Below are 18,449 nucleotides of genomic sequence, written 5' to 3' on the forward strand. Positions count from 1 at the left end.
GGACCCATGGGCGGCGATGCTGCGCTACATCAGCCACCGCATCGCACCCACCATCGGCCCCTTCAGGCCTCCGAATAGGCTCCCGGGGACTGGGTAACCGCCGGATTTAGGTTCAACGATGTGGTTTCGACCGAGTGTCATGCGTGAAGCTCAGTTCGCGGAAGCGACAAGCGCTGTGTATCAAGTGATCGGGAATGGCAAAACAACCGACGGCGTGGTTCACAGCCGTGCGCTCCGTTTCGTGCCGTCGTGGGACGACGCTGAAGGCCAGAAGTTTCGCGCGATGGCCAAGCACATGGGCGGGCGTGCAAAGCTTGGGCGCGGCAGCGCCGAAGAAAGGCATCAGGCGGCCGCCTGACGCGTCAGTGCCGTGCGCTGTCTCTGCCGATCGGGCGCAACCATTGCACCATCGCCTCCATCGGCGACAGCGCGCGCAACACCGGGTCGCGTGCCAGCGCGGCGGCCACGGCTTCGAGCTCGTCGGGATCGACCGTACGCCAGCGCCGCTGCAGCTGATGCGCACACGCACCGATCCACAGCTGCTACTGCTGCTTTCGCCCGTCGGGATCGGGAAATTCGTCCATGGCTGATCATACAAAACTACTGGTGTTATGTACAGTAGTCAGCCTTGATGCCTTTGTCCATGCTCCGTGATCCCGTCCGACTCGCCCGTTCCCCCTGCCTACGCCGAGCTGCATTGCCGCTCCAATTTCACCTTCCTCGTGGGCGCGTCGATGCCGGAAGAGCTCGTGCGCCGGGCCGCAGAGAAGCGCTACACCGCGCTGGCCCTGACCGATGAGTGTTCCGTCTCGGGCGTGGTGCGTGCGCACCTCGAGGCGCGCGAGTGCGGCCTGCACTTCATCGTCGGCAGCGAGATCCTGCTGACCACGGGGAACGACACTCCGTTCGCACGCCTCGTGCTGCTGGCGCAGGATCGCCGCGGCTACGGCAACCTGTGCGAGCTGATCACCATGGCCCGTCGCAGGGCCGCCAAGGGCTTCTACAAGGCGCTGGTGGCCGATGTGGAGGGCAAGGCACCCAAGGCCCCGCACTTGGCCGGCATGGGCGGCTGCATCGCCCTGCTGCTGCCCGCGGCCGATGCGACGGTGGAAAGCCTGTTCGCGCAGGCCATGTGGCTGCGCACCTGGTTTGGCGAGCGCGGCTGGATCGCCTGCAGCCGCCCGCTGGGCGTGGACGACGAGCTGCGCCTGTGGATCGCCGAACAGGCCTCGTTCCAGTCCGGCGTGCCGATCGTGGCCACGGGCGGCGTGCTGATGCACACGCGAAGCCGCAAGCCCGTGCAGGACGTCCTGACCGCGGTGCGCATCGGCCGGACCGTGGCCGACTGCGGCTTCGAGCTGTTGGCCAACGCGCAGCAGTACCTGCGCGCGCGTTCCCTGCTGCCCGCGCTGTTCCCGCTGGAATGGCTGCAGCAGAGCGTGCGCATCGCGGGCCTGTGCACCTTCAGCCTGGAGGAGTTGCGCTACGAGTACCCGCAGGAGATCGTGCCGGACGGCGAGACGCCGACCTCGCACCTGCGCAAGCTCACCTATGCGGGCACCCTGGCGCGCTTCCCGGAGGGCTTGCCCGAGAAGGTCCGCGCGCAGCTCGAGCACGAACTGGCGATCATCGCCGAGCTCGCCTACGAGCCCTACTTCCTCACGGTCGCCGACATCGTGCACTGGGCCCGCGCGCGCGGCATCCTGTGCCAAGGCCGCGGCTCGGCGGCCAACTCGGCCGTGTGCTACTGCCTCGGCGTGACCGAGGTCGACCCTGCGCGCATGAACGTGCTCTTCGAGCGCTTCATCAGCGTCGAGCGGAAGGAACCTCCCGACATCGACATCGACTTCGAGCACCAGCGCCGCGAAGAGGTCATGCAGTACATCTACCGCAAGTACGGCCGTGACCGCGCGGCGATCACCGGCGTCATCACCTCGTACCGCACGAAGTCCTCGCTGCGCGATGTCGGCAAGGCGCTCGGCTTTGCGCTCGAGACGGTCGAGCGCCTGGCCAAGACCGCCTATGGCAACGAGAAGGAATGGATCAGCCAGGCCTGCCTGGTCGAGTGCGGCCTCGAGCCCTCACAGCCCGGGGTGCGCATCTGGCTCGCGCTGGCCAATGAAATACGGGGCTTCCCGCGTCACCTGAGCCAGCACACGGGCGGCTTCGTCATTGCCCGCGACAAGCTCAGCCGCCTCGTGCCCGTGGAGAACGCGGCGATGGACGACCGCACGGTCGTGCAGTGGGACAAGGACGATCTCGATGCGCTGGGCCTGCTGAAGATCGACGTGCTAGCCCTGGGGATGCTGACGGCGATCCACCGCGCGCTCGACCTCGTCGCGGCCAAGCTCGGCCGGCCCTTCGGCATGCAGCAGGTGCCTGCGGAATGTCCGGTGACCTACGCAATGATCCAGCAGGCCGACACGGTGGGCGTGTTCCAGATCGAGAGTCGTGCGCAGATGTCGATGCTGCCGCGGCTCAAGCCCGAGCGCTTCTACGACCTCGTCGTCCAGGTCGCGATCGTGCGGCCCGGGCCGATCCAGGGCGGCATGGTGCATCCATACCTGCGCCGCCGTGCCGGCGAGGAAGCCATCGAGTACCCGAGCGAAGAGATCAAGGTGGCGACCGAGCGCACGCTCGGGGTGCCGCTGTTCCAGGAGCAGGTGATGCAGATCGCGATGCTGGCGGCCGACTTCACCGCGGGTGAGGCCGACCAGCTGCGCCGCGCGATGGGCGCGTGGCGCCGGCGCGGTGGCCTAGAGCCGCACCAGCAGAAGCTTGTCAGCCGCATGCTCGCCAAGGGCTACGCGCCGGAATTCGCCGACCGCATTTCGAAGCAGGTCGAGGGCTTCGGAAGCTATGGTTTTCCGGAAAGCCATGCGGCCAGTTTTGGCTTGCTGGTCTATGTGAGCTGCTGGCTCAAGCGCCACCATCCGGACGCCTTCCTTGCTGCATTGCTCAACAGCCAGCCGATGGGCTTCTATGCGCCGGCGCAACTCGTACGTGATGCGCGCGAGCATGGCGTGGTGGTGCGGCCGGTCGACGTCACCGTGAGCGACTGGTTCAGCACGCTCGAAGAGAAGGCGCAGGCGCAGCCGTCGTCGATGTCGCCATTTCCGTCGTCGCGCTGGGACGCCACCTTCGAAGAGCCCTTGCGCGCGGTGCGCCTGGGCCTGTCGCGCATCGTGGGCATGCGCGAGGCCGTGGCCGGGCGGCTCATGGCCGAGCGCGCGGAGGCCCCGTTCGCAAGTGTCGAGGACATGGCCCGGCGCGCCGCATTGGACGCGCACGACCTGCGCTGCCTGTCGGCCGCCGACGCATTGCGCAGCCTGGCGGGCCACCGGCCGAACGCCGTCTGGGAAGCCGTCGGCGTGGAGACCAGGCCCACTGAGTTGCTGCGCGATGCGCCGACGCACGAGGAATCGATCGAGTTTGCGAGACCAAGCGAAGGCACCGACATCGTTGACGACTACGCATCGATGGGGCTGACCCTGCGTCGCCATCCATTGGCACTGCTGCGCGCGAAGCTTGCGCGCTGGGGCATCCGGACCGCGGAGGACCTTCGCCGCAACGGCCGCGACAAGGAGCAGGTGCGCGCGAGCGGCATCGTGACGCACCGCCAGCAGCCGAGCACCGCGAGCGGCGTGATCTTCGCGACACTGGAAGACGAGACCGGCACGGTCAACATCATCGTCTGGCCGAGTGTGGCCGAGGCGCAGCGCGCCGCGCTGCGGGGCTCGATGCTGCTGAGCGTGCAGGGGATTTGGCAGTCGGAAAAAGGCGTGCAGTCGCTGGTGGCGCAGAAGCTGGTCAACCACGACCGGTTGCTCGGACGCTTGCGCGCTTCGAGTCGCGACTTCAGATAAGGCATCGCTTCGGCACTCGACAGGACACTCAGCCCATGCCCGCGCCTCGGGGAAATCCCGAAACGCATCGCCGCGGCGGTGCGATGCCGCCGCCACACAATGGAGGTTGAAGACCCCGGACCTTGACTTGCTTGACCAGATGCAACTCGATATCTTCGAAGACAGCCGCGACGTGATGCTCAGGAACGACGTCGCACACGCGCTCGAGCAGCGCGATGCGCTCGGCGCCCGATCAGCCTGTGAACGCCTTGCGCGGGAATATCCGGCCGACCAGGTCCTCCCTGCCCTGCTCGCGCTCGCCCGGTCGATCGAAGCAGGTGACCTCGGCCAGCCACAGACCATCAGCGACCACGATGCCTTGCGGGCGGCGCGCGAGTTGATGGAACTCACCATCTGCCCTGCTGCGCAACGCGTCTTCGACCAGCGCAGCGCAACCCGTTGGCTCCGCGCGAGTTGGCAAGACCTTGCGCGGCGCGCCGGCGCGCTGCCCTTCGATGCGAAGAGTCCCCAGGACCATGCCGCCGCGCTTTGGCTGCGTGCAGGCGCTTGGGAGGAAGTCGCGCAGTCCGTCGCTTCCATCGAATCGTGGCGGCGGATACCGACGCCGCTCGCGTGGATGGCCGAAGCCCGCTTGCACCTGCTGGGGTTGCGCGCGACCTGGCCGCTGTTGGCGGAATTGGGCTGGCTGTCACCCACGCTGTTGGAAAGCCTTGCGCAACGTTCGCCCGACCCGCTCTTGCTCCAGTTGATGCGCAGCTTCGAGGCCAGTTTCAGTGCCAACGCCGACGCGATCCCGGAAGGCGACGTCGAAATTGCCGACCTCAGTTGGTTTGCGGCATGGGTACTTATCGACCGCCCCGCGCTGCGCGATCAACTCGCGCTCGCGCAGGCCTCGCAACACAGCGCGCCGGAGCAGGCAATGCGTCTCATGGTCGAATTGCTCGGCTTGGAGCGGCAGGGCCGGCACGCAGACATCGTGGCTCGACGCAAGGTCCTGCGTGACCTTCAACCCTCGCTGTACGCGGCGTACATGAAGACGCGCTGAGAACTGCGCTGTACGGCTTGGCCCCCTCGTTCCTGTTCTTGCCGGTATGCACGGCACACTACGGGACCGAGAGATGGAGCCGCCTGCGCCCTTGAGGAAATTGCTGCGGTAGCTTGCCTGTACCGCTCGGCGACATCCTGCGCCGACCTACCAGTGGGACGGCTTGCTGACTGGTTTTTTCCTGGAAGCGACATGCGTCGGCAATTGAGAGGCTGCAAGTTCCTCGTCCCGGATGTGATGACGCACCCAGTCTGCGAGCGTGGTGAGGCGCTTGTTGGAATACACGCCCTCCTCCCTCGCGGTTTCCCGAAGCGGCGTAACGAGCCCGATCGCGATGCCTGGCGCGTCCGAGCGGACCATCTGCAACGCAGGCTCGAGATCACTGTCGTTCGAACAGACGACCACCTGCTCGCAATGCGAGCGCACGGCGTCGCGATAGATGTGCAGGGCGAGATTAACGTCCGTCTGCTTTTCTTCGATCATCCAAACCGGCTGCAGTTCGATTTTGTTCGGAGGCTGTCCCGGCACGTGACGAGGAAGGGACGTTGGCCCCAGGATGTGAAAGCCCTGGATGACTTCGATGAGTTCGGGATGCCGGAGCAAGAGGGCGCGGTGGTACCGCTTCTGAGCGGCCTCAGAGTAGGCACCGTGACGGGCGTAGGACGCCTTGATGGGCGCCGTGAAGAACTTGACCGCCACCACGTTCGCGGACGGATCCTGCACGGCGAGGATGGCATCGCGAAAAAGCGCAACGACGTCAAGCCACTTGAACGGTGACCCGCGCAGCCGCGAATAGTAGAGGTTGTAGCCGTCGATGTAGACCGTGGTTCTCAATGCGATCGCCAGATGTGAAAAAACCACCCGGAGGTGGTTTTTTCGCCCTAAGCGAGAGCCAACCGAATGACACTGCGAAGGGATTGTGAGTCAATTTTAGCACTTCTTCGCCGCAAGCCAGTAGTGACGCAATGCCAAGTAAACAGCGTTGTTCGTAGCGGAGCCGGCATCCTAACCGTGCCCAGTCATCGGGAGCGCCTTCCCCCATCAAAGACCAGTGATCTCCATGAGCATGGCCCGGCAATGCGCAGGCGGTTGGAAATGGCTTGATGTCCATCGCAGCGATGTCGACTTGCAACTGGCACCTCGCTGCTGCCGGACAGGTCGGCCATGTGGTCGAGAGGGCTTTCAATCGCGCGCGTGCCCCTGCCGGGCATCGGACCCGTGCGACGTACCGATCTCATTTTGCTTGCATAGAGTCCCCATGCCGAAAAGCTCGTCGGTCGAAACGCTGGTGGCAAAGGCAAATCTCGTGCTGTTGGCGGTACCATCCGCTTACCTATTTGCAAAACGCCGTCGATGAAAGCGCTCAAGAGCCAACTTGCTAAGAGTGTCCTCGCCGACCCGAGTGCGCGGGCGCAGTTGCGCGTTGCGAGTAGCGGGGGCTACGTTCGCAGGGATGGCCACGCGGCGAGCGGCGCGGCGCCCACAAGCCCGTCGATCATTGTTCACGACAAGCATGGCCGGGTCATTCATCGCCTGACGCCCACTGTCGTGCCCAAGGCCGCCTGAGTCCCGCTCCCGGCGCTCACATCGAAGGCAGGCCACCACAACCGGGAATTGCGAGCCATAGCCCCAAGCCCAGCTTCGCGGCCGAAAGCTCCGGCGACTGGACCGATCAAGGGCAGACGCTGGTGTCGCCATGATGGCTGTCGTTGCGCAGATCTTGGCGGTCGCTGGTTGACCGCTTTCGCGAATGCGCAATCTCTAAAATGGGCCCAACCCGGTCCGTCAGTATCAACCGGCGTTAGCCGGGTCCGCAGCGACAGCTGTCTTTGCGGGTCGCTCGACGAACTCACGCTGTGAGGCCGCTTCCTGTCGTCCCAAGTTCAAGTAGGCCTCGGTATGAAGGAACCGGTTCGAAGAGTATTGCAGTCGTAGCCCGGCTGCATCCCCTACAGCCACCGCATATCGCAGCGGCGAACGACAGCTTTCTTGGCCGCCCAACCGGAGGTCAGGGCCCGTGGACTAAACCGCTCGCGCGGTAGTCCGCTGCGGAGGCGGGTGGTTTTTCAAATATCGCGTCCCTGTCTATGTTGGGAACCGAGGCAATCGGCCTCGTTCTTGGACAGGAGCACGATCATGACCCCTCCGGCACCAGCAGTCTCTGCGCTGCGTCAACGCATGCTCGACGACATGCGCATGCGCAAGCTCGGACCCAAGACCCAAGCAGCCTACGTGCGAGCTGTACGGTATCTCGCCAGCTTTCTTCAGCGCCCTCCCGATACGGCCACTGTGGAGGATCTGCGGCGCTTCCAATTGCATCTGGTCGATCGTGGCGTCTCGCCGATCACGCTCAATGCGACCATCACCGGGTTGAAGTTCTTCTTCGACATCACGCTCGACCGCGGCGAGCTGATGGCCAGAATGAGCTACGTGCATGTGCCGCAGAAGCTGCCGGTGGTGCTGAGCCGCGACGAGGTTGCGCGCCTGATTGCCGCAGCCGCCAACCTGAAGTATCAAACGGCGCTGTCCATTGCCTACGGCACCGGGCTTCGCGTCAGTGAAATCGTTGCCCTGAAGGTCGGCGACATCGACAGCCAGCGCATGACCTTACGCGTCGATCAAGGCAAGGGCCGCAAGGATCGCTACGCCATGCTCTCGCCGGTGTTGCTGGATCGGCTGCGTGCTTGGTGGCGATTCGCCAATGCGAAGGGCAAGATGTTGCCCAACGGTTGGCTGTTCCCCGGGATGAACCCAGTCGATCCCCTGACCGCGCGCCAACTCAACCGCGCCGTCCATGACGCCGCCGAGGCAGCCAAGATCGACAAGCGAGTCACTATGCACACGCTGCGCCACACCTTCGCGACTCACTTGCTCGAGCAGAAGGTGGACATCCGTGTGATCCAGGTGTTGCTAGGCCACAAGAAGATCGAGACGACAACGATCTACGCCCACGTGGCCACCGAGATTCTTCACGAAGTGGTCAGCCCGCTGGAGAAGCTGGAACACGTGTAGAGCATCTCCATGGCGCAATGCGCCCTGGAAGTTGCCGACGTCTTCCGCACCCACGGCCCCGACTGGCGCAAAGCTCAGCGCGGTCATTTGAGCTTGGGCCAGCTCAAGGTTATGTCGGCCATCGAACAGTGCCGCAGCGCGGCGCTGGGAGGACACATGTTGCGTTGCGAAGGCTGCGGGCAAGACCAGATCGCCTACAACTCGTGCAGGAATCGGCATTGCCCGAAGTGCCAAGCCAGTGCGGCACAACGCTGGCTGCAAGCGCGTCAAGCCGATCTGCTGCCGGTGGACTACTACCACGTCGTCTTCACGTTGCCGGCGCCGATCAGCGCCATCGCCTACTACAACAAGGCGGTGATCTACGCGCTGCTGTTCGATGTGGCAGCCGAGACGCTGATGACCATCGCGGCTGACCCGAAGCACTTGGGCGCAAGGATCGGCGCGACCCTGGTGCTGCACACGTGGGGCTCTGCATTGACGCACCATCCTCATGTGCACGGCATCGTGCCGGGCGGAGGTCTGTCAGAGGATGGCGAGCGCTGGATCGCGTGCAAACCCGGGTTCTTCTTGTCGGTGCGCGTGCTGTCGCGGCTGTTCAGGCGGCGCTTCCTTGAAGCGCTTCAGCACGCACATCGCGCCGGTCATTTGCAGTTCTTCGGTGAGTTCGCTGCACTGGCCGACGAGCGTGCCTTCTCTTGCTGGCTCGCGCCACTGCGCAAGTGTGAATGGGTCGTCTATGCCAAGCGTCCGTTCGCCGGACCTGATACGGTGCTGGCCTATCTGTCGCGCTATACCCACCGTGTCGCCATCTCCAACAGCCGGCTTGTCGCGATGGACCAGCATGGCGTGACCTTCCGTTGGAAGGACTATCGGAGCAAGGGCCGAACTCGACGCAAGACGATGACGCTCGATGCGGACGAGTTCATGCGTCGCTTCCTGCTGCACGTTCTGCCGGGTGGGTTCCATCGCATTCGCCACTACGGACTTCTGGCCAACGGCAATCGTAGGGACCAGCTGGCATGCGTGCGCGAGTTGCTGCAGCAGCCACCCAGCAGAGCTACCGAGACCTCGGACGCTGGTGTCGAGTCCGAATCTGCGCGACCGAGCTTCTTCTGCCCGCACTGCGGCGGTGCGATGATCATTCTGCAGACCTTCGCTCGTGGGCAACCGATCCGCGCGCCGCCGCGACAGCCTGGAACACCATGAGTATCAAACTCAGCGAGCAAACCGAGCGTCTCCAAGGGCGATGCGAGGAGGTTTTGTCTTCGCGCCGCAGGAAGCACTCGCCGCCGGTCATGTCGCCGCACGACTCGACGCGCCAACCTCGATGCTATAGGCCGAAGTCGCCGTCATCGGCCAAGAGCTTGATTCGACTGCCAACACCTGCTCGGCCAACAACCTCGGAATCCCCATAGGCTCGCAGCCTCCTCAGCGTCAACAGGTGCATTCCGCGGTTTCCTCCATGGAGGCTTGCCCAACACCTGTCCTATGGCCGCGTCGTGCTCGGCGCCGTAGTCGTGCAAGGACAGGTGTCGGACAACCCTAAACCGTAATGGGTCGTCTATGCCAAGCGTCCGTTCGCCGGACCTGATACGGTGCTGGCCTATCTGTCGCGCTATACCCACCGTGTCGCCATCTCCAACAGCCGGCTTGTCGCGATGGACCAGCATGGCGTGACCTTCCGTTGGAAGGACTATCGGAGCAAGGGCCGAACTCGACGCAAGACGATGACGCTCGATGCGGACGAGTTCATGCGTCGCTTCCTGCTGCACGTTCTGCCGGGTGGGTTCCATCGCATTCGCCACTACGGACTTCTGGCCAACGGCAATCGTAGGGACCAGCTGGCATGCGTGCGCGAGTTGCTGCAGCAGCCACCCAGCAGAGCTACCGAGACCTCGGACGCTGGTGTCGAGTCCGAATCTGCGCGACCGAGCTTCTTCTGCCCGCACTGCGGCGGTGCGATGATCATTCTGCAGACCTTCGCTCGTGGGCAACCGATCCGCGCGCCGCCGCGACAGCCTGGAACACCATGAGTATCAAACTCAGCGAGCAAACCGAGCGTCTCCAAGGGCGATGCGAGGAGGTTTTGTCTTCGCGCCGCAGGAAGCACTCGCCGCCGGTCATGTCGCCGCACGACTCGACGCGCCAACCTCGATGCTATAGGCCGAAGTCGCCGTCATCGGCCAAGAGCTTGATTCGACTGCCAACACCTGCTCGGCCAACAACCTCGGAATCCCCATAGGCTCGCAGCCTCCTCAGCGTCAACAGGTGCATTCCGCGGTTTCCTCCATGGAGGCTTGCCCAACACCTGTCCTATGGCCGCGTCGTGCTCGGCGCCGTAGTCGTGCAAGGACAGGTGTCGGACAACCCTAAACCGTTGCGGTCGTTCAAATGGGGGCCTCGAACTCTCGCTATCCAGCGCGAAGCGGACTTTGGCAAACTGCCGTCGCAGGTATCTCAAGGCCATGAGTAACCGTTCGCTGCGCAGTCGAACCATGCTTTCGTTCGTCTGGGCCGGGTCAATACGAGAAGTTCGTTGCGGGACTTCTTGGCCTTGTGAGTCAGGGGACCGCTGCCGAAACAGCGACCTCAATACTCTTGGAACGCCTCCTTGCCATCGCCCAGCTTGTTAAGCAGGTCCGCGTGGGTGCGCAGCACCGTCTGCGAATTCGGATGATCCACACCCAGGCTCGCAACGACTATGGCCAGCGCCCGGCGCATCAGCGGCTCGGCCTCGGCCAGGCGGTTGGTGGCCTGGAGCAATTGCGCCAGGTTGTTGAGGCCGCGGGCGACGTCGGGATGCTCGGCGCCGAAGCTCTTCTCGTCGATGGCCAGCGCCCGGCGCATGAGCGGCTCGGCCTCGGACAGGCGGTTGGTGGCCTGGAGCAATTGCGCCAGGTTACTGAGGTCGCGGGCGACGTCGGGATGCTCGGTGCCGAAGCTCTTCTCGTCGATGGCCAGCGCCCGGCACATGAGCGGCTCGGCGTCGGCCAGGCGGTTGATGGCCTGGAGCAATTGCGCCAAGTTGTTGAGGCGGATGGAGACCTTGGGATGCTCAGCGCCGAAGCTCTTCTCGTCGATGGCCAGCGCCCGGCGCATGAGCGGCTCGGCCTCGGCCAGGCGGTTGGTGGCATAGAGCAATGCTGCCAGGTTGCTGAGGCCGCGGGCGACGTCGGGATGCTCGGCGCCGAAGCTCTTCTCGTCGATGGCCAGCGCCCGACGCATGAGCGGCTCGGCCTCGGCCAGGCGGTTGGTGGCCTGGAGCAATTGCGCCAAGTTGTTGAGGTGGATGGCGACGTCGGGATGCTCAGCGCCGAAGCTGTTCTCGTCGATGGCCAGCGCCCGGCGCATGAGCGGCTCAGCCTCGCCATACAGAGCTTTCCCAAGAAGCAGTACTGCGCTTTGACCCAATAGCCGGCCGGTCGGCGTCGCAATGCCGCACTCCTCCGCATGGCTGGCGACAGCCTGGGCGTGGGGCAGGAGTGGGTCAAGCACGGGCCAAGTGCGTACGTCACTCGGATCACCGACGAAGGCGTCGTCGATCCACCCCAGCACTTCGGCGAGCGCCGAGACGCTTGCGCTGGATCGTGTCACCGCCTGCACCAAGCGATGGACCGTGAAGCTCGGCGCCGTGCTGGCGCGGGTCACCAGCGAATAGGACTCCAGTGCCGCCAGCGCCGCGCAGACATCTTCACCCGTCTCAGCAGCCGCCGCCGGCACCTTCAGCAACGATTCCGGGATCGGGTCTGCGGCCAACCACGCCAGCCGGAGCAGCAGTCGCCGGGCTGGCTCGTCGAGCTGGTCAAAGGAGGTCTGCCAGGTGACCGCCACGCTCTTGGGGTATTGCATCAGGCGCGGGTCATACCACGCGAGCACCTTGTCCCGCTGGCCACGCCATGCCGCCAGATAGTCCGCCAGGGTGAGACGGCGCTGGGCGATATAGGCGCCGGCTTGTTCTAGTGCGAGCGCAAGGCCCCCCAGTTCCCCGGCCAGGATGCGGGCCTGGACGGCATCATCTGCTCGCTTGCGGCGCCGCGCGTCGGTCCGGGCAAGGAGGAACTCGACCGCGTCCGCCTCCTGCAGTACCTCAAGCGGCAGCGCCTCGACGACGCCGCTCCAGTTGCTCAAGCGGCTTGTGATGAGCACATGGCCACCGGGCAATCGAGGCAGCAGCGCTTCCACCGCCTGGGCCGCACCTTCCGTATCGACGTTGTCGACGATCAGCAGCCAGCCCGGATTGCGATGCAGCCAGGCGAGCGCGGCGCTCACCTGAGCGGCTTCCTCCGCAACCTGGTGCTCGGGCAGGTCGAGCACCGTGGGCGAACACAATGCGGCGAGATTGCGCTGCAGCGCTTCGGGGCTGTCGGCTCCGACGAGGAGCACTGCTGTGTAGTCATCGGCGTGCCGCCACCCGTACTCCACGGCCAACCGTGTCTTGCCAATCCCGCCCAGCCCGTGCAGTGCCTTGCCGACGATGGCGCTGGCGCCGGTCGCCGGGCCACTTGCCAGGCTGGTGCGCAACTGGTCCAGCATGGCCTCGCGTCCCTTGAAAAGTCCACCCAAGCTCGGATAGGGCAGATGGACGACGCGCCGGGCCAATCCCGCAGCGACGAGGACGTCGAACACCCCTGACCGCAGTGCCTCCACCGCCAGCCGGTCGGGGTTTGCGAAGTGGATGCCGGGATAGCGCTCCACCTCTGCCAAGCGCCGCAGATGCGCCTGCTGGGCATCGCGCTGTTCAGGGACGAACTCGTAGCGTTCATCCCGATGCGCGCCGTGCTCGGGCGCACAAATGATGACGCGCTTGCCGTGGTAAAGCCCGAGCCACGCTTCCCACTGTGTATACGGAAGCGACGGCGCGCCGGGACGCAAGAAGGGACCCAGCGGCGGCAGCTTCTCACCCAGGTCGGGATAGCGGCGGCTCATCACTGACAACGATGGCGCCTGCGCCAGTGCCCCGGTCATGTCGCCAACGAGGTGGACCACCGCGTCGCATTGCCGGATGTAGTCGTCAAGCAGGTCCAAAGTTTCGGTGCCCGTGGCAACGAAATCCTCTTGCACGGCCACGGAGACGTTCGGGCGCGTAAGATCGCGGCGCAGTGTGTTACGGTAGCTGCGGAACTCAGCGCTTACGGCAGACAAGAAGATTTGCACCCGTGCCACGGCCTACCTCGTTAGATTGCCTATTGTTCTTGCGCCATCACATGGTCAGTGCCTGCACCGGTCTCGATGCAATCCCCTGTGCGACTCCCAGGGGCGTGGCGGCATTGTCGGGGTTGGACAAGAAGATGTCGATTTCTCATCAGCCGGTTATCAGTGGCGCCCGCTGCCTGCGTTCGGACCGGTCAGCAATGGATAGTTTCGGGTCAACAACAGGCTGCAGGTCCAGACCACCCAGAGTCTGCAACCAGTCGTCAAGCGGAAGTTCAACGCAAGAGATCGAGCAACCGCTGATGGCCGGCTCCTGCCATTGAAAAGAGCGCGCTAGAAGCGTTGCCAAGCTCGGCCCCACCGCTCGGTAGCTACACCCGCGCATACGCCGACACTAGCGGATGAAGACCGGCTTGGAAACGTACGGCGGTTGAAGCCTCCTCCTCGGTGGCACCGGGGGGAACTTCTGGTGAAGCGAAAAGCACCATTTGCCGCCGAGCAATCAAGCAGGCCTCTGTCCTTAGAGTTCAACGTCCACCCAAGGGGTGGCAAACGTTGCTCCAAAGCAGGGTCGCACACAATAGCCTTCTCGCGGGCGTTGTTCTCCTCGAACCACTGACGCAGCCTTTCGAGATAGGTATCCGATTCAGCTCCACCGCCGTCCTGAGCTGTACGGTACGTCTCGGCACTTTGTTCCCGTATGTAGATTTCCCTCGTTGTCATGTCAGCGAGCGTTGGAGGGTCCTGCTTGGTTCGGAATCTAGCCTCCATTTCATCGGCCAAAGAGAATGTCCTCAAGGGGTCATTGAGCGACGAATGGAGATTCCTCAACCGCGACACAGCGTCAGACGAATGTCTCTCCCGAGACGCCAGCAGTGCTTCCAGCGGCGTCGCCAACCAAGCAAACCGACGCGGCTTCATTTGTTCAATGACTCGAGCTACGTCGCTTGCACATATCCTCAGGGCAAGACCCCGGGAAGCCAACATCGTCAATGCGTCGTCGTCTCCGTATGGACCGTGACCGGTAACTCCGCATACGCCGGCCGGTGCATTTTCAAAATGAACAATCGCGTAACGAAAATCGGCGTGCATCGGCGGACCACCCATCCCCTCTACGGTAGACGAAGCTCGCGCTATCCCCGTGAGCAGGTCAATCACCGTTCTTGTTGGAAGCAGCCCGCTATTGTCGAAGTAGCCTCCATCGACAAGAACCATGGTACGGATGTCAATGCTCCTCTGCGAGCTCACTTGCGCTTTCCTGGACTCCAGACTGCGTCTTGCCATCTCAGCCCGCGCGTCGTCTTTTAGTGGTGACAGCCGTTCAATCGCGTCGTCGTACTGCGAAATCAATCGCTTCCGCGCATCCTCTCCAATCTCCGCACCGGAGGACAATAGTGGGAATCTTGCGCTCATTCCGACTGCTTCAACAATCGTCAACCCGGATGAATCAACTCCCTTGAGGGCAGCAACAAAAGGGCTGCTTTCGTCTAGCTTGGAGTCGATCGGACTGACCGACATGTTCGACAGAGGTACTGGCGCACCAGTTATTGCGTCTGTCGCGTTGAACGAAATAAAGGGCGAGTTTCTGAAGCTTCTCAGGCAAAGGGCTGCCAGCGGTCTATAGAAGAAGTCCGAATCCGTTTGCTTTAACCACCTGGCAGCGATGGCGTGCTCAAAAACCTGGTCCCGCGTGTAGTCCAACCATAAACGTCCAAACGCGAGGCGTGGGACGTTGAGAAAAGAAGACCTGCAATCAAAGGCGACAAGAAGTCAGTTGAGAGGAATTCCTTCACATGACGGATTCTCTGGTCGGGAGTTGCGTCCAACTCTCGCGCGGCAAGCCACGTGGCCACACCCAAGCTGCCGCCAGAGACGCCTGAAGCCGAAGCGACCTGATTTCCGAACTCGAGGCCTGTCCTGGCGTCCAACTCTGTGAGGCCAAGCGCTGTCCAATAGGCGGCACGTATGCCGCCCCCTTCGGCGCTTACTAGCTTGATGGGTTGCCACCGCCCCCCAAATGCGGGGGGAATGGGCGATGGGAATGAGGGACCTGGAGGCATTAGGCGTTGCCTTAAGGCGTACTCCAGTTCTACTGGTCGACCACATCCCATGTCGAAAGGCGGGGCCTTCTCGGCTTTTGCGGACGCGCTCCGCCGGATATCCGCAATCAAAGGATTCGGTCCGTCTGGCTTGAATTCCGATGTGTACCCACCCAGCACCATTAGTCCGACAAGAACAACACGCACTAGCCAGGGTCGGCGTGAACTGAGAGGAATGACCACTAGTAGGGTGCCGGCTAGCGAGGATATGGCGACCAAACCGAGCATCGCTACGAGGAGCGGTCCCATGGCATCAAACAACCATGGTTGGCGCGCAGCCACATAGGCACCCGCCCAGAGCTCCAGCGCTACCACTGCAAGCGCAGAGATGCAGAACACAATGCGATGATTGGCCCAGAATCGGAGAAAGCGCTCCCAATGACCACGTGACAAGTAGTAGAGCGACGCCACGCCTAAAAGCGACACAAGGGCTACCCTCAACGAGATTAGCGAATTGGTCGCTGTGATGAACACCATGCCGGGTCCGGCGTGAGCGTCCAGCCATCCCATCTTCGCTCCTGAAGGGCCAGCGATAAAGATGGCGTCCACCTAAGTTTTGGTGGACACCTATGCAAATCAAAGAGACGCCTCGCGCGAGGCGAGTGCACGGCGCGCAGATCAAGTCCGAGGTGCTTGCGGAGTGCGGGCAGCCTGGCGCGTCGGTGGCGGCAGTGGCATTGGCGCACGGGCTCAACGCGAACCTGGTACGCAAGTGGCTGCGCGGGCGCGGGCTGCAACGCGCAGCGCTGCAAGGCGCTACGCCGGTTGAGGCGGCGCAGGAAGCAGTGGCGCGGCCGCAGAAGGCAGCGGCTCTTCAGTTTGTCCCGATCAGCATGCCGGCGCCGGACAAGGCGCTGGAGATGGACGCGCTCCCCCTGGCGGGCACGGTGTCGACGCCGCCGCTCGGCCCTGCCGTGATCGAGGTCGAACTGCGCGGCGGCGCCAACCAGATGACGGTGCGCTGGCCAGCCACGCAGACTACGCAGTGCACGCAGTGGCTGCGCGAGCTGACCTCGGCCATGCTGGGTGTGCAGGTGATAGAGCCATGATCCGCATCGACGCATTGTGGCTGTGCACGCAGCCGCAGGACATGCGCGCGGGCGCCGACCGGCTGCTGGCAGTCGTGGTCAACACGGTGGGCCAGGCACAGGCTGGCCGGCGTCAACTACCCTGTCCGCCCGGCGACAACTATCCTGGCCGGTGGAGGCGGGGGAATTTATTGATGGTCTGAGTGTCCTTGGCTGTCTCTTCTCGAGTTCCTTTTTAAATGGCTGTTTGGCAAGCGAAGCGCGTCAGGCCGGAGGCATCATTCGGGGAGCGGTGGTCAAGTCACGGACCCCGCGAGGGGCTGTCCACAGGCTTGGCCTGTGGGCAGGTGGCTTGTCCACGGCGGGCGAGGTTTGTTCAAATGCTTTCGATCGTTGTCGCCGCCAGGGCGCGTTTTGCCGGCGCCTGTGCTGCCTGAGCGGCCCGACGTCGGTAACTTTCGACGTTCATCTCGAGGATCGTCGAGTGGTGGACCAGGCGGTCGACCGCGGCCACCGTCATGGCAGCGTCGACGAACACTTCGCCCCACTGCGAGAACGGCGTATTGGCCGTGATGGCGATGCTCTTTCGCTCGTAGCGCTCGGCGATCAGTTCGAACAGCACGCTGGTCTCGGCCTGGTCGCGGCGCACATAGCTGATGTCGTCCAACACCAGCAGATCGAAGCGATCGAGCTTGGCCAACTCCTGGGCCAGGCGCAGGTCGCGTCGCGCCGTTTGCAGGCGTTGCACGAGCTCGGAACAGCGCACGAACAGGACCCTTCGTCCGGCATCGATCAGAGCGTGCCCGAGGCCACTGATCAAGTGGCTCTTGCCCACGCCAGGCGGGCCGAACAAGAGCACGCTGGCGCCGCGATCGAGCCACTCGGTCCCTGCGGCCAGCGCCATCACCTGAGCCTTGGACACGCTGGGCACCGCGGCGAAGTCGAAGTTCGACAACTGCTTGTCCGGGGTCAGCCCCGACTCGTTTCGGTGCCGCTCGATGCGGCGCACTTCGCGCTCGTTGATCTCGTGCTCGAACAGCGCCTCCAGCAGTCGGTTGCCAGGCCAGCCCTCACGATCGGACTGGGCACACAGATCGAGGGCGAGCCGCTTGATCGTGGGCAGCCTCAGATCGGTCAGGATGAGGCCCAGACGGCCTTCCAGGGCCGCGCTCATGCTCGCACTCCAAGCAAGGCATCGAAGCCCGCCAGATCGGGCAATTCCACCTTCACGTCCGGCAGCACGCCGGGGCGCGGCGCAAGCAGGGTAGTCAGCGCCAGCAGGTCGGGCAATTGATCGAGCTCGATGAGCTGCTCCAGTTCGGTGGCCAGTTGGGCCTCATGGCCGTCGGCGGCCAACGCGAGCAAACCGACGATGGTCTTGCAGGCGTCGCGTTCACTCAGCTGCGCGTTCAGTCGCTCCCAGGTCTGTCGATAGACCGCACGCGGGAACATCGCATCGCGCAGCACCGAACGTGCGAAGGCGCCGGGCTTGCGCCTGAGCGCTGCGATCAGGTGCCGGTAGTCGATGTCGCGCGGATGGCGCTGCCCGTCGCAGTGGTTCAAGCGCGCACGCTCGAGCACGCACGTGCCACCGAGCCAGCACTCGATGTGGTCGGTGTACAGGCGCACCGTCATGCGCTGGCCGACGAGTTGGCTCGGCGCGCTGTACTGGGCGCCGCGCACGGTGAAGATCGCGTATTTGCTCACCCGTGCAGGCACCTCCTCATACTCGGCGGTACGCCGCTGCGGCAGCGCGCGCAACGTGGCGCGCTCGACCACCAGGCGGACTGCCACGCGGGCGTTGAGCCGCGCCACGATCGTAGCTACCAACGCCTCGTACGCCGCACGCTCGTCGAAGCAGCGCGAACCGCGCAGGCGCAGTGCCTGGTCGAGCGCCGTCTTAAGCGAATCGTGACGCGATTCGATCGAGCCATTCTCCTGCGACTGACCTGGGTTGCAGCGAGTCGCACGCATCTCGTAGTGCTTGCACAGCGCGGCGTAGCGGCGCGTGAGTTCGAGTTCCTCGGCCAGGTTGTTGAAGGCGGCCGACAGGCTGTCAGTTCTGTGTTCCTCGGGTACGCCGCCCAGACGCCACAGCGCCGATTGCAGCCCGGTGGACAGCGCGATGAAGCTCTCTCCACCCTCGAATACGACGGCGTGGCGCCAGCCCGAGTGGGCAAGCGCGAACTGGTAGATCCGATGCGGGAAGGCAATGCCAGCGATGACCACCTTGAGTTCGTCGCAGACG

11 protein-coding genes and 1 pseudogene are annotated in these 18,449 nt (G+C 63.9%); 8 read left to right on the forward strand and 4 right to left on the reverse strand.

What is annotated here, in order from left to right; translation table 11 throughout:
- Positions 1 to 139: 139 nt before the first annotated feature.
- From WKW82_RS38215 to WKW82_RS38225, 3 genes are all read left to right on the forward strand, one after another.
- On the forward strand, positions 140 to 358 hold the full coding sequence (locus tag WKW82_RS38215) for a hypothetical protein (RefSeq protein WP_340348452.1): 219 nt from the start codon (positions 140 to 142) through the stop codon (positions 356 to 358).
- Positions 359 to 653: 295 nt separating this feature from the next.
- The gene (locus tag WKW82_RS38220; protein WP_422823693.1) at positions 654 to 3,866 is read left to right on the forward strand and encodes an error-prone DNA polymerase; all 3,213 of its coding nucleotides are present in this window, start codon (positions 654 to 656) and stop codon (positions 3,864 to 3,866) included.
- A gap of 127 nt (positions 3,867 to 3,993) precedes the next feature.
- Positions 3,994 to 4,911, forward strand: a complete 918-nt coding sequence (locus WKW82_RS38225; protein ID WP_340348454.1) for a hypothetical protein — start codon at positions 3,994 to 3,996, stop codon at positions 4,909 to 4,911.
- Between the two features lie 147 nt (positions 4,912 to 5,058).
- On the opposite strand, the gene WKW82_RS38230 is transcribed toward WKW82_RS38225, so the two are convergent.
- Positions 5,059 to 5,745 (reverse strand): NYN domain-containing protein, encoded by a 687-nt coding sequence (locus tag WKW82_RS38230; protein ID WP_340348455.1) that lies wholly within the window; start codon positions 5,743 to 5,745, stop codon positions 5,059 to 5,061.
- A gap of 1,302 nt (positions 5,746 to 7,047) precedes the next feature.
- Here WKW82_RS38230 and WKW82_RS38235 point away from each other — a divergent pair.
- The 3 genes and pseudogenes from WKW82_RS38235 to WKW82_RS38245 all read left to right on the forward strand — a co-directional run.
- Positions 7,048 to 7,923 carry a tyrosine-type recombinase/integrase gene (locus WKW82_RS38235; protein ID WP_340348461.1) on the forward strand — a complete coding sequence of 292 codons (876 nt, stop codon included), beginning with the start codon at positions 7,048 to 7,050 and terminating at the stop codon, positions 7,921 to 7,923.
- Between the two features lie 9 nt (positions 7,924 to 7,932).
- Entirely contained in the window at positions 7,933 to 9,129 is a 1,197-nt protein-coding gene (locus WKW82_RS38240; RefSeq protein ID WP_340348456.1) for an IS91 family transposase, read from the forward strand.
- Between the two features lie 347 nt (positions 9,130 to 9,476).
- Positions 9,477 to 9,956: pseudogene (locus tag WKW82_RS38245) on the forward strand (IS91 family transposase); the annotation flags it as partial.
- A 556-nt stretch (positions 9,957 to 10,512) separates the two neighbouring features.
- Here WKW82_RS38245 and WKW82_RS38250 read toward each other — a convergent pair.
- Positions 10,513 to 13,086 carry a tetratricopeptide repeat protein gene (locus tag WKW82_RS38250; RefSeq protein ID WP_340348457.1) on the reverse strand — a complete coding sequence of 858 codons (2,574 nt, stop codon included), beginning with the start codon at positions 13,084 to 13,086 and terminating at the stop codon, positions 10,513 to 10,515.
- Between the two features lie 2,656 nt (positions 13,087 to 15,742).
- On the opposite strand from WKW82_RS38250, the gene WKW82_RS38255 reads away from it, so the two are divergent.
- Together WKW82_RS38255 and WKW82_RS38260 are read left to right on the forward strand one after the other, a co-directional pair.
- Positions 15,743 to 16,222, forward strand: coding sequence for a transposase (locus WKW82_RS38255; RefSeq protein ID WP_340348458.1), 480 nt, complete (start codon positions 15,743 to 15,745; stop codon positions 16,220 to 16,222).
- Positions 16,219 to 16,404: a hypothetical protein gene (locus WKW82_RS38260; protein WP_340348459.1), complete on the forward strand. Its 186-nt coding sequence runs from the start codon at positions 16,219 to 16,221 to the stop codon at positions 16,402 to 16,404. Before WKW82_RS38255 ends, WKW82_RS38260 begins: the two co-directional genes overlap by 4 nt.
- A gap of 173 nt (positions 16,405 to 16,577) precedes the next feature.
- Here WKW82_RS38260 and istB read toward each other — a convergent pair whose 3' ends face one another.
- Both istB and WKW82_RS38270 read right to left on the reverse strand, forming a co-directional pair.
- Positions 16,578 to 17,375 (reverse strand): IS21-like element helper ATPase IstB, encoded by a 798-nt coding sequence (gene istB, locus WKW82_RS38265; RefSeq protein ID WP_340343202.1) that lies wholly within the window; start codon positions 17,373 to 17,375, stop codon positions 16,578 to 16,580.
- On the reverse strand, positions 17,372 to 18,449 hold a 1,078-nt coding region (locus tag WKW82_RS38270), incomplete at its 5' end, for a Mu transposase domain-containing protein (RefSeq protein WP_340348460.1). The genes istB and WKW82_RS38270, both read right to left, overlap by 4 nt.

Origin of the sequence: Variovorax rhizosphaerae (assembly GCF_037889975.1) — a bacterium.
In the GTDB taxonomy this organism is placed as follows: Bacteria; Pseudomonadota; Gammaproteobacteria; order Burkholderiales; family Burkholderiaceae_C; genus Variovorax; species Variovorax rhizosphaerae.